This window comes from Candidatus Methylomirabilota bacterium (genome assembly GCA_028870115.1).
Taxonomy (GTDB): Bacteria; Methylomirabilota; Methylomirabilia; order Methylomirabilales; family Methylomirabilaceae; genus Methylomirabilis.
Genome location: JAGWQH010000078.1, coordinates 39,405 through 59,182, shown reverse-complemented (window position 1 = coordinate 59,182; position 19,778 = coordinate 39,405). Strand labels below are relative to the sequence as shown.

The 19,778-nt window shown below is 59.2% G+C and carries 25 protein-coding genes and 2 pseudogenes; 26 read left to right on the top strand and 1 reads right to left on the bottom strand.

The genetic code is table 11. The annotated features are described in order from the left end of the window. Window positions 1-121: IS110 family transposase (locus KGL31_08975; GenBank protein ID MDE2322029.1), on the top strand; the 121-nt coding region annotated here is incomplete at its 5' end. Window positions 122-244: 123 nt separating this feature from the next. On the opposite strand, the gene KGL31_08970 is transcribed toward KGL31_08975, so the two are convergent. Further along, window positions 245-658 carry a hypothetical protein gene (locus KGL31_08970; protein MDE2322028.1) on the bottom strand — a complete coding sequence of 138 codons (414 nt, stop codon included), beginning with the start codon at window positions 656-658 and terminating at the stop codon, window positions 245-247. 208 nt (window positions 659-866) lie between these two features. On the opposite strand from KGL31_08970, the gene KGL31_08965 reads away from it, so the two are divergent. The 25 genes and pseudogenes from KGL31_08965 to KGL31_08845 all read left to right on the top strand — a co-directional run bounded on the left by KGL31_08965 (window position 867) and on the right by KGL31_08845 (window position 19,750). Then, the gene (locus KGL31_08965; protein ID MDE2322027.1) at window positions 867-1,652 is read left to right on the top strand and encodes a 5-oxoprolinase subunit PxpA; all 786 of its coding nucleotides are present in this window, start codon (window positions 867-869) and stop codon (window positions 1,650-1,652) included. Further along, the gene (gene pxpB, locus KGL31_08960; GenBank protein MDE2322026.1) at window positions 1,540-2,319 is read left to right on the top strand and encodes a 5-oxoprolinase subunit PxpB; all 780 of its coding nucleotides are present in this window, start codon (window positions 1,540-1,542) and stop codon (window positions 2,317-2,319) included. The genes KGL31_08965 and pxpB overlap by 113 nt, the downstream gene beginning before the upstream one ends. Then, complete coding sequence (locus tag KGL31_08955) at window positions 2,228-3,391, top strand: biotin-dependent carboxyltransferase family protein (GenBank protein MDE2322025.1); 1,164 nt, start codon at window positions 2,228-2,230, stop codon at window positions 3,389-3,391. Before pxpB ends, KGL31_08955 begins: the two co-directional genes overlap by 92 nt. Next, window positions 3,378-3,833, top strand: a complete 456-nt coding sequence (locus KGL31_08950; protein ID MDE2322024.1) for a hypothetical protein — start codon at window positions 3,378-3,380, stop codon at window positions 3,831-3,833. Before KGL31_08955 ends, KGL31_08950 begins: the two co-directional genes overlap by 14 nt. A 139-nt stretch (window positions 3,834-3,972) precedes the next feature. Beyond that, window positions 3,973-4,971, top strand: a complete 999-nt coding sequence (galT, locus tag KGL31_08945; protein ID MDE2322023.1) for a galactose-1-phosphate uridylyltransferase — start codon at window positions 3,973-3,975, stop codon at window positions 4,969-4,971. A 270-nt stretch (window positions 4,972-5,241) separates the two neighbouring features. After that, window positions 5,242-5,580 (top strand): P-II family nitrogen regulator, encoded by a 339-nt coding sequence (locus tag KGL31_08940; GenBank protein ID MDE2322022.1) that lies wholly within the window; start codon window positions 5,242-5,244, stop codon window positions 5,578-5,580. 84 nt (window positions 5,581-5,664) lie between these two features. Next, window positions 5,665-7,092 carry a type I glutamate--ammonia ligase gene (gene glnA, locus KGL31_08935; protein MDE2322021.1) on the top strand — a complete coding sequence of 476 codons (1,428 nt, stop codon included), beginning with the start codon at window positions 5,665-5,667 and terminating at the stop codon, window positions 7,090-7,092. Window positions 7,093-7,280: 188 nt separating this feature from the next. Then, window positions 7,281-7,706, top strand: a complete 426-nt coding sequence (locus tag KGL31_08930; protein ID MDE2322020.1) for a hypothetical protein — start codon at window positions 7,281-7,283, stop codon at window positions 7,704-7,706. Window positions 7,707-7,835: 129 nt separating this feature from the next. Further along, window positions 7,836-10,976, top strand: coding sequence for a bifunctional [glutamate--ammonia ligase]-adenylyl-L-tyrosine phosphorylase/[glutamate--ammonia-ligase] adenylyltransferase (gene glnE, locus KGL31_08925; protein ID MDE2322019.1), 3,141 nt, complete (start codon window positions 7,836-7,838; stop codon window positions 10,974-10,976). 13 nt (window positions 10,977-10,989) lie between these two features. Next, window positions 10,990-12,186 carry an ArsA family ATPase gene (locus KGL31_08920; GenBank protein ID MDE2322018.1) on the top strand — a complete coding sequence of 399 codons (1,197 nt, stop codon included), beginning with the start codon at window positions 10,990-10,992 and terminating at the stop codon, window positions 12,184-12,186. After that, window positions 12,179-12,424, top strand: coding sequence for a hypothetical protein (locus KGL31_08915; protein MDE2322017.1), 246 nt, complete (start codon window positions 12,179-12,181; stop codon window positions 12,422-12,424). Before KGL31_08920 ends, KGL31_08915 begins: the two co-directional genes overlap by 8 nt. A 250-nt stretch (window positions 12,425-12,674) precedes the next feature. Continuing rightward, complete coding sequence (locus tag KGL31_08910) at window positions 12,675-12,899, top strand: ribbon-helix-helix protein, CopG family (GenBank protein ID MDE2322016.1); 225 nt, start codon at window positions 12,675-12,677, stop codon at window positions 12,897-12,899. Continuing rightward, window positions 12,883-13,155 carry a type II toxin-antitoxin system RelE/ParE family toxin gene (locus KGL31_08905; GenBank protein MDE2322015.1) on the top strand — a complete coding sequence of 91 codons (273 nt, stop codon included), beginning with the start codon at window positions 12,883-12,885 and terminating at the stop codon, window positions 13,153-13,155. The genes KGL31_08910 and KGL31_08905 overlap by 17 nt, the downstream gene beginning before the upstream one ends. A 578-nt stretch (window positions 13,156-13,733) precedes the next feature. Then, complete coding sequence (locus tag KGL31_08900) at window positions 13,734-14,309, top strand: hypothetical protein (GenBank protein ID MDE2322014.1); 576 nt, start codon at window positions 13,734-13,736, stop codon at window positions 14,307-14,309. Window positions 14,310-14,685: 376 nt separating this feature from the next. Then, window positions 14,686-14,835, top strand: a pseudogene (locus KGL31_08895) (YceI family protein). 89 nt (window positions 14,836-14,924) lie between these two features. Then, window positions 14,925-15,101, top strand: a complete 177-nt coding sequence (locus KGL31_08890) for a type II toxin-antitoxin system HicA family toxin (GenBank protein ID MDE2322013.1) — start codon at window positions 14,925-14,927, stop codon at window positions 15,099-15,101. Continuing rightward, window positions 15,101-15,517 (top strand): helix-turn-helix domain-containing protein, encoded by a 417-nt coding sequence (locus tag KGL31_08885; GenBank protein ID MDE2322012.1) that lies wholly within the window; start codon window positions 15,101-15,103, stop codon window positions 15,515-15,517. Before KGL31_08890 ends, KGL31_08885 begins: the two co-directional genes overlap by 1 nt. 170 nt (window positions 15,518-15,687) lie before the next feature. Further along, window positions 15,688-15,911: pseudogene (locus tag KGL31_08880) on the top strand (YceI family protein). Window positions 15,912-15,973: 62 nt separating this feature from the next. Further along, on the top strand, window positions 15,974-16,288 hold the full coding sequence (locus KGL31_08875) for a type II toxin-antitoxin system RelE/ParE family toxin (GenBank protein ID MDE2322011.1): 315 nt from the start codon (window positions 15,974-15,976) through the stop codon (window positions 16,286-16,288). Further along, a complete protein-coding gene (locus KGL31_08870) occupies window positions 16,281-16,595 on the top strand; it encodes a helix-turn-helix domain-containing protein (protein MDE2322010.1) in 315 nt (104 codons plus the stop codon). The genes KGL31_08875 and KGL31_08870 overlap by 8 nt, the downstream gene beginning before the upstream one ends. 221 nt (window positions 16,596-16,816) lie before the next feature. Further along, a complete protein-coding gene (locus tag KGL31_08865) occupies window positions 16,817-17,368 on the top strand; it encodes a YceI family protein (GenBank protein ID MDE2322009.1) in 552 nt (183 codons plus the stop codon). A gap of 50 nt (window positions 17,369-17,418) precedes the next feature. Further along, window positions 17,419-17,697, top strand: a complete 279-nt coding sequence (locus KGL31_08860) for a type II toxin-antitoxin system RelE/ParE family toxin (GenBank protein MDE2322008.1) — start codon at window positions 17,419-17,421, stop codon at window positions 17,695-17,697. Between the two features lie 12 nt (window positions 17,698-17,709). Continuing rightward, a complete protein-coding gene (locus KGL31_08855) occupies window positions 17,710-18,027 on the top strand; it encodes a HigA family addiction module antidote protein (protein ID MDE2322007.1) in 318 nt (105 codons plus the stop codon). 96 nt (window positions 18,028-18,123) lie between these two features. Then, window positions 18,124-18,711, top strand: a complete 588-nt coding sequence (locus KGL31_08850; GenBank protein MDE2322006.1) for a DJ-1/PfpI family protein — start codon at window positions 18,124-18,126, stop codon at window positions 18,709-18,711. A gap of 37 nt (window positions 18,712-18,748) precedes the next feature. Further along, window positions 18,749-19,750, top strand: a complete 1,002-nt coding sequence (locus KGL31_08845; GenBank protein MDE2322005.1) for a potassium channel protein — start codon at window positions 18,749-18,751, stop codon at window positions 19,748-19,750. Window positions 19,751-19,778: the final 28 nt, after the last annotated feature.

The window sequence follows — 19,778 nt, the reverse complement described above, 5'->3', positions numbered from 1 at the left end:
TGCAGCCGGGAAAGCGAAGAAGGTCGCCTTGACCGCCTGTATGCGGAAGCTGCTGACCATTCTGAATGCGATGCTCAAACATCAGACCCCGTGGACCATAAATATTGCGCGTAGCTCTTGACAACCAAGACAGTTGCTATCACGACTACAGAACCGATGGGGGACCGTGGAAAAGGCAACGGCCCTTCGGGGCTGAATCTGCCCCAAAGGGCCGGGCACATATGCGCCTTTATACTGAAATGCGTTAGGCGGCACCGAGTACTTTCGCGGCCCGCCTGAGGTCCGGCGCCTTGACCCAGAGGATGGCGCCGTACCGATTTCCGCCGGCACAGACGGCAGTGCAAGCGGTAACGTTGATCTTTGCATCCGCCAGCTTACTCATGACGTCGGCGACGGCGCCGATGCGGTCCTCGCCCTGGATGAGAAAGCCGCTCTTCTTTTTGCTGAGCGTGCACCCGGCTTTCTTGGCGCATTTCGCAAAGGCTGCCGAATCGTCCGGGATAAAATCCAACTGGGCGCGCCGGCCTTTGGGAAACCCGGAGAAGGCCAGCAGGTTGTGCCCGGCCTCCTTGATCGCGTTCAGCACGCGCGCCGCTTCTCCTGGCTTGTTGGGGGTTTCAAGATAGAAGTAATCCACACGCTTGATCGTCTCAGCCATGGTCGCCTCCTTGCGGTGTGTATTGCGTTGAACAGCACCAGTTTACCACCCGAACCACCAGCGCTCTAACCTGTCGAAAAACTTATGCGGCAAAGACCTTTCATTGGTTGCCACAATATTGTAAAATTCACCATATGTCAACTTCTCCGACGACAGAAGAGGCGCGCGCAGGAGAAGTTGCTTATGACCTCCCGGAGCTAAACCTGCGATGACCGCGAAGCGGATTGATCTGAACAGTGATGTCGGGGAGAGCTTCGGCGCTTGGACGATAGGGAGCGACGAGGCGCTGATGCCGTATCTCACCTCGGCGAGCATTGCCTGCGGATGGCATGGCGGGGATCCACAAGTGATGCGACGAACCGTCAAGCTGGCGAGGACGCACGGTGTCAGGGTGGGAGCGCACCCGGGCTACCCGGATTTATTGGGCTTCGGTCGCCGGCCGATGCAGCTTTCGCCGAAGGAAGCGAGGGACTATCTCCTCTACCAGATCGGGGCGCTTTACGCCTTTGCAAAGGCTGAAGGGATGCGACTTCAACATGTCAAACCCCATGGGGCACTCTATCATATGGCCGCCAATGATCGGCTGCTGTCCAAGGCAGTTACAGGGGCGATCACCGACGTTGACCCCAACCTGATTCTGGTGGGGCCGCCCGGATCTGAGCTTGTGGGGGCCGGGCGGGAGGCGGGCCTGAGGGTGGCGGTGGAGGGGTTCGGCGATCGCGCCTACAACGAAGACGGAAGCCTGGTTTCCCGCTCGGCGCCCGGCGCACTCCTCACCGATTCCGATGCGGTGGCCGATCAGGTACTGTTGATGGTGGAAGGAAAGGTACGGGCCGTCACCGGTCGGATGATCTCCTGTTCGGTGGATACCGTCTGCCTGCATGGCGATACCCCCGGCGCGCCGGCCATTGCGAAGCGGCTTCGAGAGCGACTGGCGCTGGCGGGGGTCAAGACCATGCCGCTGGAGGAGATCCTTGTCGGTCAGGTTTCTTGACGGCGGAGAGAGCTGTCTGGTAGTAGAGTTGGGCAACGAGATCGATCTCGCCGTGAACCGGCAAGTCCGGGCGTTGGGCCTGACTTTGGAACAGGCGCGGGTGAAAGGCGTGCTGGAAGCTGTGCCCACCTATCGATCGCTCGCGATCTACTACGACCCGCTCGTAGTCAGCCGTGACGCCTTAAAGCGGCAGGTCGGCCTGCTGTACGGTTCATTAGGAGACCACGTTGATCAGCCGTCAAAGATGATAGAAGTCCCGACCGTCTATGGTGGTGAATACGGCCCCGACCTCGAGTTCGTCGCTCGCCACAGTAGTCTTTCACAGGACGAGGTGATTCGTTTTCATTCGGAGTCGCTCTATCATGTCTACATGCTGGGTTTTATGGCGGGGTTCCCCTACCTTGGTGACCTCTCGGAACGGCTCGCGGTCCCCCGGCTGTCCACGCCTCGCCTCAAGGTGCGGGCCGGCTCCGTCGGGATCGGTGGGAGGCAGACGGGTGTCTATCCCGTTGAGAGCCCGGGGGGCTGGCGAATCATAGGCCGGACACCGGTGCGTCTCTTCGACCCGTCCGCCGATGTACCGACACTACTTCTACCGGGTGATAAGGTCCGATTCGTACGAATTGAGCCGCAGGAGTACGAAAGCGAACGGTGTGGACACCTTTGAGATTATCAGGCCAGGGTTGCTGACCACCGTTCAAGACCTCGGACGGATCGGGTATCAGAAATACAGCGTGCCGACTTCCGGCGCCATGGATCGGACCGCGCTGCGGGCCGCCAACCTCCTGCTTGATAACGAGGAAGGATTTGCGGGGTTAGAGGCGACGGCGGCGGGGCCGACGCTCCGTGCACTCCTCGACTTGGTCGTAGCGGTCGTTGGGGCGGATATGCAACCGCTCGTCGACGGGAAGCCGGTTGAATGCGGGACAGCCATCGACATCCGGGGCGGTCAGATCCTTGAACTCCAGCGCGCCCGACGAGGGCTGCGCGCCTACCTGGCTGTTGCCGGAGGGATCGATGTGCCGATCATGCTCGGGAGCCGCTCCACCTGTCTCCCTGCCGCATTTGGCGGTTTTCAAGGCCGGGCCTTGCGTGAGGGCGATCGTCTGCCGATCGGCCGGGTCTGGCGACAGCCCATGGCGCTCAGGGGACGCCGACTGCCACCGGGATGGTTGGAGCCGATAGGTGATGTCCTTACGGTGCGTGTGGTCCTTGGGTTGCAAGCGGACCACTTTACCCCCGAAGGAATTCGCGCGTTCTTGAGCGGATCGTACCGTCTTACACAACAGATGGATCGGATGGGCGCCAGGCTCCAGGGAGCGCCGATCGCCCACCGATCGGGCGCGGATATCATCTCCGACTCGACTCCGCTGGGGGCGGTGCAGGTGGCGGCTGACGGCCAGCCGATGATCTTATTGGCTGACCGCCAGACGACGGGCGGCTACACAAAGATTGCGGTTGTCATACAAGAAGACATCTTTCGATTGGGCCAGGCCACGCCAGGGCAGGTTATCCGATTTTGTCAGATCTCCGCGCCGGAGGCATACGCTGCCCTGCGCGCCCATGAGCGAAGATTTGACGCATTGCGGCGAACATGGCAGAGTCTACCGGACAAGCGGGATAGTTACCGATTACGCCTTGGGACCGGATCGTATTGCGTCGGTGTGGAAGGAGGGAGGGGAACCTACCGGGTGAGTCTTGAGGGGGTGGAGAGGAAATCCGAGGATGCTGAAGAGTAATGACAGACCTTCGGGGTGGAGGATGGTGAAGCGGGTAATGCTGGTGAGCGTTCTGGCCTTCGCACTTTCAGCCTGTGCGAGCTGGCGAATAAAGCCGACCGCAGCAGGACCGGGTGTGCCGATCATCTCTAATCTCCGGATCGAACCTGTGAAGGTGAGGGTCGGGGAAGCGGTGAGAGTCACCTTTGATTTTCAGGACACCGACGCTGACATTGTGGAGGTTCGCATCTTTCCTTCTGAGGTTCGGGAATGGATCTACAGACCAGCCTTTGCGCCGAAGGTCGTGAACCTGAAAACTGATAAGTACGGCCAGGCCATCGGACAGGTTGAAACAAGCCTTAAATGGGAGAGCGAGGGGATTAAAATTGTCGAGGTCTTTGTGGTGGATGAACAGAATCACACGAGCAACGCATTGCGAGCACGTGTTGCGGTCAGCCGCTGATGAGCATCGGGTTTCCAGGATGGCGCAGGCGTGACACCCCGTTTTCAGCGTCTACCCATTGACATTCCTTGACTCGTGATTTACTGTTATGAGGTTTTTAAGCGAGGGGATCTCGGGATATTAGGAGGAAAACAACCGGATGCCGCAACTCCGCAAGGATCTGATCACTTCGCGATGGGTCATTATTTCGACAGAGCGGGGGAAGCGCCCCTTGGACTTTCCCGCTGTTCCGCCGCCGAGGCAATTGGGGTTTTGCCCGTTCTGTCCAGGGAATGAGGACAAAACGCCTCCTGAGATTATAGCCTATCGGAAGAATGGTAACCTGCCGGATCGTAACGGATGGAGCCTTCGTGTTGTAGCGAACAAGTTTCCTGCGCTCCAGATCGAGGGAGACCTGGATCGGGCGGGTGAAGGGATCTACGACAAGATGCACGGGTTAGGGGCTCACGAGGTGATCATCGAGTCCCCCAACCACAATGACGTACTCTCCGCCATGCCAGAGGAACGGGTAGAGGATGTCCTGTGGGCCTACCGAGACCGGATACTCGATCTCAAGAAAGACGACCGATTCCAGTACATCCTGATCTTCAAGAACTACGGTGAGGCAGCAGGCGCCTCCTTGGAACATCCGCATTCTCAGCTCATTGCTACCCCTATCGTTCCGAAGCAGGCTAGAGAAGAGGTGGATGGGGCCAAGGCCTACTTCGATTACAAGGATCGGTGCATCTTCTGCGACATGATCCGCCAGGAACTACAGCAGGATCTCAGGGTCATCGCGCGGAATGATGAGTTTGTCGCGATCGCGCCCTTTGCATCGCGCTTTCCGTTCGAAACCTGGATCCTTCCCAGGAGACATGAACCGTTTTTCCAGGACACGCAGAAGCACGACATGGTGAGCTGCTCCAGAATACTGAAGGAGGTCCTCGCCAAAATGGATCAGGTGCTCATGAACCCCCCCTACAATTACCTGATTCACAGTTTGCCGCTCCAGGAGACCGAGGTAAAGCATTATCACTGGCATATTGAGATTATGCCGACCCTCGTCAAGGTGGCAGGCTTCGAGTGGGGGACCGGATTTTACATCAATCCTGTTTTGCCGGAGGATGCGGCGAAGTATCTTCGAGAGGGGCGGTTATAGCTGCCTAATTAGAGGTCAGGATAGGTAGAGGAATGCGTAAGGCTTCAGCAGAGCCGGTGGCTTAACGAGCGGGAAAAATAACCGGGAAGATCCCAAGGGTGCTGGTTTTGCAGACCGACAGAGCGATCGCGCAGAATTCGATGTGCCATGAGCCTTGGCATACGATTTGCTCTCTCAAGCGGCGAGTGCAAAGGCTGGCAGTGGTGTCGGGAGCGGGGGTGTGAGACCCTCGGCTGGGAGGCAAACGCCTTCAGAGACGGAGGATGGCGGATGAAGAAGATCGAGGCGATCATCAAGCCCTTCAAGCTTGATGAGGTCAAGAGCGCTCTGGCCGAGGTGGGAATCCAGGGCCTCACCGTGAGCGAGGTGAAGGGTTTCGGCCGACAGAAAGGGCACACTGAACTGTATAGGGGTAGTGAATACACCATAGACTTTCTACCCAAGGTGAAGATCGAGGTTGTGGTTCCGAACGACAAGTGCGATAAGGTTGTGGAGACGATCCTGTCCTCGGCGAAGACGGGTCGAATCGGAGATGGTAAGATCTTTATTGTGTCGATCGATGAGGTTATTCGGATCCGGACCGGCGAGAGGGGCGAGGCGGCGATTTGAGGGTACGCGGTGAAAAGAAATTCCACCGCTTTATGAACTGTTCAACGACGATTGTTCGACCCGAGAAGGAGGAAGGGTAGTCCTATGACACCGCAGGTGAAAGGGAAGGACGTTATCAAGCTGGCAAACGAGCGAGGTGCGAAGATCGTTGACCTCAGATTCATCGACCTGCCTGGTTTATGGCAGCATTTTTCCATTTCCAGGCGAGAATTGACGGAAGAGCTGTTCACGGACGGGATCGGGTTCGATGGATCCTCCATTCGAGGCTTCCAGGCGATCCATGAATCGGATATGCTCCTGATTCCCGATCCGGAGACCGCGATCATGGATCCCTTCACGGCCGTTCCTACCCTGGTCTTGATCTGCAATATCATGGATCCGGTGACAAGACAGCTCTACAGTCGAGACCCGCGGTATATTGCGCAAAAGGCCGAAGCGTACCTCACGTCAACAGCACTTGCAGATACCTCCTACTTCGGCCCTGAGCTGGAGTTCTTTATTTTTGACGATGTTCGGTTCGATCAGAGCTACCAGCATGGCTATTACTTCGTTGACTCGGAGGAGGGATTTTGGAACGCCGGGAAAGAAGAAAAGCCGAACCTGGCCTACAAGCCTCGCTACAAACAGGGCTATTTTCCGGTGCCGCCGATGGACAAACTCCAGGACCTCCGCTCGGAGATGGTGTTGTCGCTGGAGTCTGTTGGAGTTCCGATTGAGGTCCACCACCATGAGGTTGCGACGGCCGGTCAGTGCGAGATCGACATGAAGTTCGACACGCTCACCAAGATGGCGGACAGGGTGTTGTGGTACAAGTACTGCGTGAAGAACACGGCTCGCAAGCACGGCAAGACGGCCACCTTTATGCCCAAGCCGATCTTCCAGGACAACGGCTCCGGCATGCACGTCCATCAGAGTCTCTGGAAGGGCGGCAAGAATACCTTCTGGGAGCTTGGAGGGTATGGTGATCTGTCCGCGACAGCCCGCTACTACATCGGTGGACTGCTGCATCATGCGCCGGCGCTGTGTGCGTTTATCGCGCCGACCACCAATTCGTATCGACGTTTGGTTCCCGGCTATGAGGCGCCGATCAACCTGGTATACAGCCAACGCAACCGATCGGCCGCCGCCAGAATCCCCCTCTATTCAAAGAGCGAGAGGGCAAAGCGAATCGAGTTTCGAACGCCCGATCCAAGTTGCAACGCCTATCTGGCCTTCAGTGCGATGCTCATGGCCGGTATTGACGGCATCCAGAAGAAGCTCGACCCTGGACAGCCGATCGACAAAGATCTGTATGAGCTCGAGCCGGAGGAGGCGAGGGAGATCAGGCAGTTGCCGGGCAGCCTTGGAGAGGTCCTGGACGCTCTGGAAGCCGACCATGAGTTTCTCCTGAAGGGCGATGTCTTCACCCCGGATCTGATCGATACCTGGATCGACTACAAACGGAAGAACGAGGTCGATCCGATCCGTCTTCGCCCCCACCCCTGGGAGTTTGCTCTTTACTTCGACATCTGATAATAAGTAGTTGCGGTTCTTTGTTCTATAAACGGCCCCGGCTGAACTTCCGGGGCCGTTCTTTTTTTCCGGTCTCAGGAACCGGCTGAACCCAATGCAGGTTGCATGCGTAAGAGCTGCATGCTACTATCTCATTGTTTCCAGTGTAGTGCATGGCAACCCTAGACCGAGTCCAGAGGAGGGAAGGGATGAAGCGCGCGGGAATTTGGTTAGTTCTGATTGCGTTCGGGGTAGCGGTCACAGGCTGTGCGACAACGCAGCAGCCCGATTACTACGCCTATCCGCAGCGTGGACAGACCGCGGAGCAGGTCAGTCGCGATCAGTACGAGTGTAAGGAATGGGCGAAGCAGCAGAGCGGGTTTGATCCGTCAGGTGCGGAGACCGCCAAGGGCGCAGGGGTTGGTGCGATACTCGGCGCGGTCGGGGGCGCGGCCGCTGGCGCAGTCATTGGAGCGGCAACCGGAAGCGCCGGCAGAGGCGCGGCCATCGGCGCGGCAACCGGAGGGGTCGGCGGCGCCGTCATTGGCGGGGGCGGTGCATACGCGCGAAATAAGGATGGTTACGACAGAGCCTACGCCGCTTGTATGACCGGACGTGGGTACGTGGTGAGGTAGTCCGTAATACCCGTAAAGTGGGAGGCGTGTTGTCGTACGCTCCCGCGGCCTTCGATTGCATGCGAGCGGAAACGGCGGCGCCGTTTCCGCTCGTTGTTTTTCCGGTGATCAAGTCGTGAGGGCCATCCGATGAATGCATCGTCTCTACCCAGCGTTGAAGCGATGGCTGCTGCCGGCTGTCGATATCCTGAACAGGCCCGGCAAAACCTGGAACGCCTGGCCGGATCCTCGCATCTGAACTTGCTCCAATCAATTCTGCCGGCGCTCCTGGATCGTCTGGCCAATCTCGCCGATCCGGACATGGCGCTGAATAATCTCGAACGGTATGTCGAGGTTGTGATTGATCGGGGATTTCTCTTCTCACTGTTCCGAGACAGTCCCAAGTCGCTTGATCTTCTACTCACCCTCTTTGGGAGCTCGCAGCATCTCTCCGACGTCCTGATCCGCTACCCCCGGGACCTGCACTGGCTGCTGGAGCCCGGCCTGCTCAGGCGGGCGAGGTCCAAAGAGGAACTGGTCGGAGAGTTGGATGGGTTGCTCTCCAGGGCGAGAAGTCAGGAGCGGGTGTGGTCGGCGCTGCGTCGATTCAAGATGCGGGAGACCTTACGGATCGGGCTTCAGGATCTCCTCGGCAACCTGAATTTGACCGGTGTGACGCAGCAACTTTCTCTGATGGCTGATGTCGCGCTGCAACGGGCGTATGAGGTCTGTCGCGCTGAACTGGCGCATCGGCACGGCGAACCTCAATGTGCGGGACCCTCCGGCGACAAGGTGTGCGGGTTTGCGATTGTGGGGATGGGGAAGCTCGGCGGCGAGGAGCTGAATTTCAGTTCGGATATCGATCTGCTGTTCATCTACGAGGGGGACGGGGAGACGGCAGGGCTTGCCGGCCCGTCTGGCGCCCTCATCGGCAGAGTGAGCAATCACGAGTTCTTCGCCCGCCTGGGCGAGGGTGTAATCAAAGCGATCGGCGAGCTGACTGCGGAGGGGCGCGTCTTCAGAGTCGACATGCGGCTTCGACCGGAGGGGCGGGTAGGCCCGCTGGTCTATTCGCTCAGGGGGTATGAGCTCTATTACGAATCATGGGGGCAGACGTGGGAGCGCATGGCCCTGATCAAGGCGAGAGCGGTAGCCGGTGATCCGGCGCTGGGAGAGGCATTTCTGAAGCTGGTTGCGCCGTTTACCTATCGCCGGTCACTTGACTACAGTGCTATCGGAGAGATCCGAGCGATGAAGGACCGTATCGATACCAAGGTCAGGCTGGACCAGGAGACCTTCCGCCACGTCAAGCTGGGGTATGGAGGGATCCGCGAGGTGGAATTTATCGTTCAGACGTTCCAGCTCCTGTATGGAGCGAGCGACCCGTGGATCCGCGAGTCGAATACGCTCCGCGCGCTGCAGCGGTTGGCTGATCGTGGGCACGTGACCGCCGATGAACACGCGACACTGGCCGCGGCCTATACCTTCCTCCGCACGGTCGAACATCGCATCCAGATCCTCCATCACTTGCAAACCCATATATTGCCGACGGACCAGGACGGCCTTGCCCAGTTGGCTCGGCGTCTCGGCTACTCTCCCAATCGATCGCCTGACCCGGCGCTGGCCTTACAGGAAGACTATCAGCGGCACATCCGGGCGGTCCGACAGGCATACGACCACCTGCTGAGGGAGCCGCCTCCAGGGGAGGAGGAGATTCCGTCTCACCCGCTCGCCGACTTTCTGTGTGGGAGGGCAGATGAACGGGTGGTGCGTGAGCCGTTGGCAGCGGCGGGCATCTCGGATCTTGATCGCGCTGTCCGTGCGTTACTTATGTTGCGCGACGGTCCTCCCTTCAGACACAATACGGCCGGCACTCGACGGATCCTCGCTACCCTGGCCCCTACGCTTATGGAGGGCTTGACACAGGCGCCGGATCCGGATCTGGCTCTCCTCCAGTGTGAGCGGTTTATCGAGGGGGTCGGTTCCAGCGCTGGTCTGTACGATCTCTTTAAGCAGGCGCCGCTCGCCCTGGTCCACCTGATGCGACTCTTCGGCTCAAGCGAATTTCTTTCGCAGATCTTAATCCGGCACCCCGAGCTTGTGGATTTACTGGTCCTGCCCGACCAGGCTGAACTTGGTCAGCCCGGCGAGCTGATTGAGGCATGTGTGAGCGCCGTAGCCACGGCCCCGCCTGGGAGCCCCAAGCTGGATGCGTTGCGGCGGTTCAAACAGGCTGAGGAGTTCCGAATCGGTATCCTGGACCTGGTTGGCAAGGCCGACCTTGTCGACATGAGCAGCGCCCTGACGCGCCTCTCGGAGGCCTGCGTCCAGACGGCCTATTGGCTGGGTCGGGAAGACCTGAGGACGCAGTATGGTCTGCCCTCCTCAGGCGGGTTCGTTGTGCTGGGCCTGGGCAAATGTGGGGCCGAGGAGATGGGGTATGGGTCAGACCTTGACCTTGCCTTTGCCTACGCGCAAGAAGGCGTGACGACAGGCGGATCTCAGAGCGTGAGTCATGCCGACTATTTCGGGCGCCTGGCCGACAGGATCTGTAAGATTCTGACAACCATCACCAAGGAAGGCACGGCCTACCGGGTTGATATCCGGCTACGACCGGGCGGATCGGCGGGTAGGGTGGCGCAGTCCTTCGCGGCATTTGAGGCTCACTTCACCCATACAGCAGAGCTGTGGGAGCGCCAGGCGTATCTCCGGGTACGTCCCATCGCGGGCGATCTCGACATCGCGGAGCCGTTTATGGCTTCATTATCCGAGCTGATCTATCGACCAACATCAGTAGAGAGCCTGGCGACGAATATCACGGCGATGCGGCGCCGAATGGAACTGGAGCTGACTAAAGAGAAAACCGGTGAGCGCCACGTGAAGTTGGGAAGCGGCGGAATCGTTGACATCGAATTCATCGCCCAGTTCCTCCAGCTCGCGCATGGATCGACGCTCTCCACTCTTCGGGTGAATAATACACTGAAGGCCTTGGAGGCCGCACGTGGCGCTGGCCTGCTGGCCGACCTGGATGTCGCTTACCTCTGCGATTCCTACAGATTCCTGCGTACGGTGCAGAATCGTCTTCGAGTCGTGGCCGATCGTGAGATCTCCGCGTTGCCACGGGATCCAAGCGCACTCGATCGGCTCGCGCGACGTCTTGGGTACAATACGGGTGACGGTGGAGGTCCGGGGGAACGGTTGCTGGCCGACTACCAGCGTCACACGGAGCGGGTACGGGGGATTTACGAGGCGACCTTCAGTCGTTATAATCGCAGTGAATCCGGGAGCTGACGCGAGGGCGGTAATGCGTATCATTCTGTATACCGGCAAGGGCGGGGTAGGTAAAACGACGGTCTCAGCCGCCACGGCGTTAATGGCGGCCGAGCGAGGCCACCGCACCCTGGTAATCAGTACCGATCCGGCTCACAGCCTGGCCGATGCCTTTGATCAGCCTCTCGGGCCGGAGCCGACACCGATCACCGATCATCTCTGGGGTCAGGAGATCAATGTCCTGGAGGAGATCCGGACCCACTGGGGCGAGGTCAAGGACTATCTCACGGTCCTCTTCGCGACGCGCGGCGTGGACGAGGTGATCGCCGAGGAGATGGCGGTCTTTCCCGGGCTGGAGGAGCTCTGCAGCCTCCTGCAGATCCGGCTGCAGGGCGAGGCCGGACGCTTCGATTGTCTCATCGTCGATTGCGCGCCGACCGGAGAGACGATGCGCCTGTTGAGCTTTCCCGATGTGGCCCGCTGGTACATGGAGAAGCTCTTTCCGTGGGAGCGTCGGATCGTGACCGCGATGGGCCCCATTGTCCAGCCCTTCGTGCCGGTCCCCCTACCCAAGGATAACGTCTACGCCGCCATCGAGGCCCTGTTTAATCGCATCGACGGGATGAAAGAGATGCTGTGTGACCCCAAACGGTCCAGCATCAGGCTGGTCCTGAACCCGGAGAAGATGGTCATCAAAGAGGCGCAGCGGGCGCTGACCTATTTGAACCTGTACGGCTACGTCGCCGACGCAGTGATCAGCAACCGGGTCTTTCCGCGCCAGCTCCAGCATGGCTACTTTGCCGAATGGAGCCATATCCAGGGGCGGTATCGGGAGATGATCCAGCGGGGCTTTTCGCCGATTCCGATCTGGGAGGTCCCGCTCTTCGACCGCGAGGTTGTTGGCCTCCCGATGCTTGAGCGAATGGGCCTGAGCCTCTTTGCCGAACGGGATCCGCTGAACGTCTGGATGCCTGGCCCGATCCAGACGGTCCGCAAGAAAGGGGCGCACTACTTCCTCCGGCTGAAGCTCCCATTTCTTCAGAAGGAGGAGGTGTCGCTCTTGAAGCGGGGCGACGAACTGGTGGTGTCGATCGGAAACTTTCGGAGAGACCTCGTGCTGCCCAGAGCGCTGGCCGACCTCACGGTGAAAAGAGCGAGACTTGAAGAAGGTTATCTCGTCGTACGCTTTGGGCAGGACGGGAGCCCCAAGGAGGAGAAAAAAGATGGCTAAGAAGGAAAAGCAGAACTGCCCGCATCGCTGTCCGTTGTGCGCCCTCTACGAGGCGCAGGAGGGAGTTCAGCGGGGAGTCAAGCAGTGCATACCCCCAGAAGTGAGTGAGCATGTCAATCAGGCAGGGCATGAACTGCTCCTCGCGGTCCAGGCCTTGTTTGACAGAGGGCTTTGGGCGGCGGTTTCCGTGGCAAAGCCAGGCTCACGCCGGAAGACCCAGAGAGTGAAAGTGGAATAGATGCCGCGAAGCGGTCCAGCCGCTCCATCGTCGTCCTGAATGAGGAGGGGGCCATTAACTGTATATAAGGAGCCCACTGCTGTATCTCCCCTGCGAGTGATTGCTCGGGTATGACGATCACGAGCTCGTCGTCTGCCGCCAAATCCTGCAGCGCAAGTCAACGCAGCATTTTCATTCTGTTTGAGACTTGATCTTTGTGCCCGCCATCCGTATACTTGTCTTGCATGTATTACACATGAGGAGGTAAGCGATGCCGGTGTCTATCTCACTACGACTTCCTGACGCCACGGCGAAGGCGCTCGACGAGTTGGCGAGCGCTACCGAGCGGTCGAGGACCTACCTGATTCGGAAGGCGCTGGAAGCCTACATGGCGGAGTACGCTGACTACCAGGTGGCGTTGGATCGATTGAGGGACAAGGACGACCCTGTCATCTCCTCGGCTGAGCTACGGAAGCGTCTTGGCCGCAAAAATTGAGTACAAGGCTTCTGTCGCGCGGGATCTGCGGAAGCTCGGTCACGCCGCAGCGGTGCGAGTTCTGCTGAAAGTCGAGCGGATGCTGGCCTCAGCGGGCCACCAGGGGGAAGCCCTCTCCGGAGAATTCGCGGGACTGTACAAACTCCGCATAGGAGATTATCGCGTCATCTACGCCCGAACGGAGAAAGGATTCCTCGTGCTCCGGATCGGTCACCGCGAAGATGTCTACAGAAAAGGGCGTCCTGAGGTCAACTAACGAGCTATTCGCGGCGAAGAGTGTTCACCTTCGATTCACTGGAGGGTTTGGCGCGACCACAGTTCCATTGAAAAGGCAGCACCGTCCGCAGACTACCAAAAAGTGCAAGCCCGAGTCAATGAGCCTGTCCTGCAAACCTCTTGTTGTGGTTCGACGGGCTCACCACGAACGGAAACACGTCTATGTTTTCAATACCCACGTTCACCCTGAGCTTGTCGAAGGGTGAACGTGGGTTTACAGGACAGACTCTAATGCAGCGTTTTCGTTTTTCCACTTGACGCTGCTCCTCAGGGGGTATTACCATTCGGCTACTTCGACGGCTCCCCTCCGCCGTGAAATGAAGGCATAAGACATTGGCAGTCGGCGAGGAGATGGCTGTGAAAAGTCAGACTCGCACGTCTGGATGGAGCTCTAGGTATGGTGGCCCTTCAGGGCAATTCAAGCCCCGAAGGGCCGTTCTGTTTTCAGGAGACCTGCGGAGGCGCCTTATGCCGACCAAAGCAGATACGAGGTTGTATCTGGAAACCCTATACTCCATAGGTAGGCTTCTTCAACGTCGCTGATCGAGGGCTTGGTGAATGGTGAGCAGGACCTTGTCTTTCTTGAACGGCTTGGAAAAGCCATCCATTTTGACGCCAAGCCCACATCCCCACCACAATCATCGCTATCGACGGCCATTTATGCCGAGGAGGAGGACATCCATGAGCCATCGATCGAAGGCCCTCGCCGCCTGTGCCTGCCTGCTGGTCTCAGCCCTACTTGTCACGCCCGGCGCGGCCACAGCCGGCGATCCCATTCTGAGCATCGCGTGGCTGACTATAGGAGGGGTAGTCAGTCATCCCCCCAATCCCTGCATGCCCGACGGGGTGGGAGAGGCGGTCGCGCTGAGCGGTATGGCACACGTCGCCACTAAGGTGGACGTGGCAGCAGACAGCATCATGATCCACATCAACCTTGCCGACGTCATGGGGACCGGCGCCACGACGGGAATGACCTATCTCGCCGTCGGCGCGTTCGGGACAGAGGTTAGCCCGGGCCTCCCGGAGATTCCCATCAGCGCCGCGTTCAACTTGTGTCGGCCGGGGCCTGCCCCGCCATCCAGGGCGGCGCCCCCGTCTTCGGCACCTTGTCCTTCAATAGCGACTGGACGCTGAACGCCGAGGCGAGCCGGCTGATGTTCGAGTCCGTCGGCCGCTAGTCCTGCCACCGGCGCCGGCTCTGTGCGCGAATTTGTGCGATTGATAAGAAATCGCTTTCAGACGGTACGGGCAGCGGGTGTGCCTGTGGGAGTCCGGGTGGGAAACAGACCGGTGTAGCGGCCGCCCTGGACGCGGACGTCCTCTTCGCAAAGATCGAGGTGACGCTGGATACGCTCGATCATCTTCCGGTCGTCGAGAAGTGCGGCGATGCGCATGTCGCGCGAGCGTGCCCGTACGTCTGCCCACCGCTAATCTGCAACGCCGTTCGGCGGGTATCCAAGGATGGCGTAGGGCCTGAGAGACGGGAAGATCTGGACAAGGAGGACGCTCGATGAAGCGCTGGATGTTCGAACCTGGACATACTGCAGCCGAGTTCTGCGTCAGACACATGATGGTCACGGACGTCCGGGGTCACTTTAAGAACGTGCACGGCACGCTCGAGTTCGATCCAGAGTTTCCCGCCTTATCTCGCGTTCGCTCGCCGCGGCCGGTCAACGTAACCGCTCGGCTGTCCAGTCTGGTTCTCGCGTGCGCAGTTGACATCTACACAGATTGGTGTAAGATACCCAAATGAAGCGTCGTGACCTTGAGAAGAAGCTCCGCGATCTCGGTTGGCAGCGGGCTCGCCACGGCGCCAGGCACGATGTGTGGGCTCGAGGTGAGCGGGAACTCGTTGTCCCACGGCACGTTGAGATCAATGAGTATACCGCGAAGGCCATCCTACGTGATGCCCATGGAGGTTACTGATGCGATTCGAGGGGCGCGTCTTCCGAGTTGGAAGGCACTGGGCTGTGGAAGTACCCATTCTTGATGTCGTTAGCCAGGGACGGACCAAAAAGGAAGCCCTGAAAATGATCGCCGATGCGGTCGAGTCCTTAGTCAATCGCCCGGGATTTACGCTCAAAGTGTTTCCCGGAACCGGGGAACACTTTGAGGTCACTTCAGAGGATCAACCCACGCTCAGCGCCTTTCTTCTTCGCCGCGTCAGACAGCGCGCGGGTTTGAGTCTGGCCCAAGTCGCGGAGCGTCTTGGCGCCACCTCCATCAACGCCTACGCCCGTTATGAGCAGGGTCGATCAGTCCCGACCATCCAGAAACTGTCGGAGCTTTTCGCAGCGGTCATGCCGCACCGGGACCTGGTCCTGGTAGAGAGCGAGACTTGATGGCGGAGGCAGCTGCACCATTCATGGCAGCGGCCGGCCAGCGCACACGCATCGGAATACGCCGAAACTTCTTGGCGCGCGCCGTCCACCGCTGAACGATACGTTCGCCGGGCATCGACGCATGGCATTATGCCTCACAGACGGTAAGATCTGAAAAAGGGAGGCGCTCGATGAAGCGCTGGACGTTCGAATCTGGACATACCGCAGCCGAGTTCTGCGTCAGACACATGATGGTCACGAACGTCCGGGGGCACTTCAAGAACGTGCACGGCACGCTCGAGTTCGATCCGAAGTTGCCCGCGTTGTCTCGCGCGTCGAGGCGATCATCGATGCGTGGGGTCTCTGGAGCGGTGAGCGTGATCGCGATGTCCATCTCAAGGGTCCTGACTTCCTTAATGGGGTTATTGTCGGCGACGATCTTGCTTCTTATACGCCAAAGGCGTATAGTCATACTTAATGTTCACATTCATCGAATCGTCCGCATTCGAACGGGCTCGTCCCGCCTACCTGGATGACGATGAGTACGCTGAACTTCAGCAGTTCATGATGCAGAACCCCGAGGCCGGACCGATCGTTTCCGGCTCGGGCGGGGTTCGGAAACTACGGTGGATGCGGCCGGGAATGGGCAAAAGTGGCGGGCTACGAGTCATCTATTTCGTTCGTTATGCACCGGATGAATTCTGGATGCTGACACTCTACGCTAAGGCCAAGCGCGACAATATCCCCGCGCATATTCTGAAGGAGTTGTTGGAGGTATTCCGAAATGAGTAAGAAGCTGACTGAAAAGGCGTTGGCGACATTCGAGACCCAGCGTGACGTGTGGCAGGAAGTTCTCGACGGCGTTCGAGAGATCAAAGCGGGGGGAGGCAAACGCACGAACGTGGAGCCGCAGTCACGGGTCGTTCGCGTGCGACTAAAAAGCGGGCTCTCTCAAGCACAATTTGCTGCAGCCCTTGGCGTTTCGAAGCGCACCCTGGAACAGTGGGAACAGGGTCGGCGCGAGCCATCCGGCGCGGCACAGACGCTGTTGAAGATCGCCGAGCGACATCCTGAGGTGCTGCTTGAAGTGGCGGCCTGATGCACATAGGCTGTCCCACAGAAGAATAGTGGTCAAACAAGCGGTTTAACTGGAACGATGGCGCTGGCGCGTGGCCTTAAGTCATCGGACTACAGCAGCAAGTCATCTACGAGAGTACGCTCGTGTGTCCGCCCACCGCTGAACTGCAGTTCCATCCAGCGGGTATCGGAGTATGGCGTAGGGCCTGAGAGACGGGAAGATCTGGGAAAGGAGGACGCTCGATGAAGCGCTGGACGTTCGAACCTGGACATACCGCAGCCGAGTTCTGCGTACGACACATGATGGTCACGAACGTCCGAGGTCACTTCAAGAACGCGCACGGCACGCTCGAGTTCGATCCGGAGTTTCCCGCGTTGTCTCGCGTCGAGGCGGTCATCGATGCACGGGGGCTCTGGAGCGGTGAGCGTGATCGCGATGCCCATCTCAAGGATCCTGACTTCCTGGATGTCGAGCGCTTTCCCGAGATCGCCTTTCGCGGAAGCCATGTCCGCCTCTGCGGGGCCACCGAGGCCGTCGTGCTCGGGGACCTCACGCTTCGCGGAGTGACGCGCCCCATCGAACTTCACGTCCACTACCTCGGGCAGTGGCAGACGCCGTGGTGGGAGGAGGGTGTGGATAAGGGACCAAAGACTCGTGCCGGGTTTCTGGCCACCGCACGGATCAACCGTCACGAGTTTGGCGTGAGCTGGAACGGCGCGCTCGATCGCGGCGGTGTGATTGTCGGCGACGACGTGGTGGTGACGATCGATGCCGAGGCCATCCTACAGCCCTAGTGCGAATAATCACGCTTGACGTTAGTCACACGACACGTTACTATACGACTGTGATCACGACGTTCAAGTGCTCCGACACGGAGGCTCTGTCGAAAGGCCGGCGGGTCACGCGGTTCGTAAACATCGAGTCGGTGGCACGTCGCAAGCTGCGGCAGTTGCAGATCGCGGGCCGGTTGGCAGACCTGCGTGTGCCGCCGGGCAACCAACTGGAAGCGCTTAAGGGTAACCGCGCCGGGCAACACAGTATCCGCGTAAACGATCAGTTCCGCGTATGCTTCCGCTGGACGGCTGCGGGCGCGGAGGACGTTGAGATCGTGGACTGTCATTAAGGGAGAAATACCATGCGTAAGCTTAAGCCTGTGACGCCCGGGGAGTTGCTGCGTGAAGAGTTCCTGATCCCGATGGGTCTCACGCAATACCGCCTCGCCAAGGAAATCGGTGTACCCGCCCAGCGGATCGGTGACATCGTAGCAGGGAAGCGCGCTATCACGGCGGACACCGATTTGCGCCTGTGCCGGTTCTTCGGCCTGTCTAACGGCTATTGGCTGCGGGCGCAGGCGGCCTATGATACGGAAGTAGCGAAAGAAGCGCTTGCAAAGACGCTGGCGAAGATCACACCATGGGTTAGGATACGGGCTCATGTGAATCATCCCGCCTAACCCTGGGTCCCGCTTTTGCGGGGATGGATTCCGGGTTAAGCCAGGAATGACAAACTGTCTGAGACGTAGGTCCTCGTGTATACAAGGAGGTGCATGATGGCGGCAAAGAAGATTCTGATGCTTGTGGGGGATTTTGTCGAGGACTACGAGGCGATGGTTCCCTTTCAGATGCTAACCATGGTGGGGCATACGGTTCACACGGTCTGCCCCGGCAAGAAGGCCGGCGAAACGGTCCGGACAGCCGTCCACGACTTCGAGGGAGACCAGACCTACAGCGAGAAGCGGGGTCACAACTTCGCTCTCAACGCCACCTTCGCCAAGATCAGACCCAAAAATTATGACGCCCTGGTGATTCCAGGCGGACGCTCCCCGGAATACCTTCGCCTGGACGAGAAGGTACTTGATCTGGTCCGCCACTTTGCGAAGGAAAACAAGCCTATCGCCTCCATTTGTCATGGACAGCAACTGTTGACGGCGGCCGGGGTCGTGGAGGGCAAACGCTGCACCTCCTATCCTGCCGTGCGGCCTGAGCTGATCCGAGCCGGCGCCAAGTGGGAAGACGTGAACGCCACCTTCTCCAATGCGCATGTAGACGGCAACCTCGTCACAGCGGCAGCCTGGCCAGGCCATCCTGAATGGATCCGCAAGTTCCTGGAGGTGTTAGGCTCCAGGGTCGAGCCCTAACTATCATCTTACATCTTGCGACAGAGGGATATCGCCTTTGGCAAGGCTAGGGATCGCCGGGCTGTTCCTTGCGGCGGTGGTGATCATAGGGTCCGTAGGGTATCATTTCCTTGAGGGGTATACGTGGCTCGAAGCCCTCTATATGACGATCATCACCATCTCAACGGTGGGGTTTCGCGAGGTGAGACCCTTGAGCCCGGCCGGGATGATCTTCACGATCGGGCTCCTGTTCGCCGGCCTGGGAGTAGTTCTCTACACAGCAGGAACCGTGACCGCAAAAATCGTGGAGGGGGAGTTCCAGCAGTTCTTCGGGAGAAAGAGAATGGAGAAGCGAATCGGCGCCCTGACAGACCACTATCTGGTGTGCGGCTGTGGTCGCATCGGGGAGGTGATCTGCCGCGAGTTGGCGTCAAAGCCGGTTCCGTTTGTGGTCATTGAGCAGGAGGAAGAGCGGATCCGCAAGGTGGAAGAGGCGGGCTACCTTCTGCTCAAGGGGGATGCCACCGATGAGAAGGTCCTCCTGGCTGCCGGGGCGATGAAGGCCAAAGGTCTCTTTGCCACCCTGCCGGTCGATGCGGATAATGTCTTTGTGACCCTCACAGCCAAGGAGCTCAACCCCTCCATCTTTGTGGTGGCCAGGGCCGAGACGGAGCGGAGCGAAAGGACGCTTGCCCACGCTGGGGCCGACAAGGTCATCTCGCCGTACGCAATGGGGGGACACCGCATGGCTCAGGCGGCCCTCCGCCCCGCCGTAGTGGATATCATCGAGCTGGCCACGCACTATCAAAGCCTGGAGCTGCAACTAGCGGAGATTGTGGTGCCACCGGGGTCGCCCTGCGAGGGGCTCACATTACGCGACTCCGGGCTGAACCAGGAGCCAGGGGTGATTGTGGTGGCGATCAAGCGGGCGGCGGGTGGTATGATCTTTAATCCCTCCACAGGTGAAAGGATTGAGGTCGGGGATCGCCTTGTCGCTCTGGGAGAGGTTGTTCGCCTGAGGGGATTGGAGCGGCGAGTAGAGTCGTCCTCTTCACGATAGATGCGTTCGCAACTGTGTGCGAAAGCGG

Bases quoted from the DNA above. Each gene is read 5' to 3' on its own strand.
- KGL31_08950 (MDE2322024.1), top strand. From the start codon at position 3,378: ATGCTGAAGAGTAATGACAGACCTTCGGGGTGGAGGATGGTGAAGCGG.
- KGL31_08940 (MDE2322022.1), top strand. From the start codon at position 5,242: ATGAAGAAGATCGAGGCGATCATCAAGCCCTTCAAGCTTGATGAGGTC.
- KGL31_08970 (MDE2322028.1), bottom strand. From the start codon at position 658: ATGGCTGAGACGATCAAGCGTGTGGATTACTTCTATCTTGAAACCCCC.
- galT (MDE2322023.1), top strand. From the start codon at position 3,973: ATGCCGCAACTCCGCAAGGATCTGATCACTTCGCGATGGGTCATTATT.
- pxpB (MDE2322026.1), top strand. From the start codon at position 1,540: ATGGCGATACCCCCGGCGCGCCGGCCATTGCGAAGCGGCTTCGAGAGC.
- KGL31_08870 (MDE2322010.1), top strand. From the start codon at position 16,281: ATGAGTAAGAAGCTGACTGAAAAGGCGTTGGCGACATTCGAGACCCAG.
- glnE (MDE2322019.1), top strand. From the start codon at position 7,836: ATGAATGCATCGTCTCTACCCAGCGTTGAAGCGATGGCTGCTGCCGGC.
- KGL31_08865 (MDE2322009.1), top strand. From the start codon at position 16,817: ATGAAGCGCTGGACGTTCGAACCTGGACATACCGCAGCCGAGTTCTGC.
- KGL31_08915 (MDE2322017.1), top strand. From the start codon at position 12,179: ATGGCTAAGAAGGAAAAGCAGAACTGCCCGCATCGCTGTCCGTTGTGC.
- KGL31_08850 (MDE2322006.1), top strand. From the start codon at position 18,124: ATGGCGGCAAAGAAGATTCTGATGCTTGTGGGGGATTTTGTCGAGGAC.
- KGL31_08900 (MDE2322014.1), top strand. From the start codon at position 13,734: ATGGTGAGCAGGACCTTGTCTTTCTTGAACGGCTTGGAAAAGCCATCC.
- KGL31_08930 (MDE2322020.1), top strand. From the start codon at position 7,281: ATGAAGCGCGCGGGAATTTGGTTAGTTCTGATTGCGTTCGGGGTAGCG.
- glnA (MDE2322021.1), top strand. From the start codon at position 5,665: ATGACACCGCAGGTGAAAGGGAAGGACGTTATCAAGCTGGCAAACGAG.
- KGL31_08875 (MDE2322011.1), top strand. From the start codon at position 15,974: ATGTTCACATTCATCGAATCGTCCGCATTCGAACGGGCTCGTCCCGCC.
- KGL31_08890 (MDE2322013.1), top strand. From the start codon at position 14,925: ATGAAGCGTCGTGACCTTGAGAAGAAGCTCCGCGATCTCGGTTGGCAG.
- KGL31_08885 (MDE2322012.1), top strand. From the start codon at position 15,101: ATGCGATTCGAGGGGCGCGTCTTCCGAGTTGGAAGGCACTGGGCTGTG.
- KGL31_08955 (MDE2322025.1), top strand. From the start codon at position 2,228: ATGTACCGACACTACTTCTACCGGGTGATAAGGTCCGATTCGTACGAA.
- KGL31_08855 (MDE2322007.1), top strand. From the start codon at position 17,710: ATGCGTAAGCTTAAGCCTGTGACGCCCGGGGAGTTGCTGCGTGAAGAG.
- KGL31_08910 (MDE2322016.1), top strand. From the start codon at position 12,675: ATGCCGGTGTCTATCTCACTACGACTTCCTGACGCCACGGCGAAGGCG.
- KGL31_08965 (MDE2322027.1), top strand. From the start codon at position 867: ATGACCGCGAAGCGGATTGATCTGAACAGTGATGTCGGGGAGAGCTTC.
- KGL31_08920 (MDE2322018.1), top strand. From the start codon at position 10,990: ATGCGTATCATTCTGTATACCGGCAAGGGCGGGGTAGGTAAAACGACG.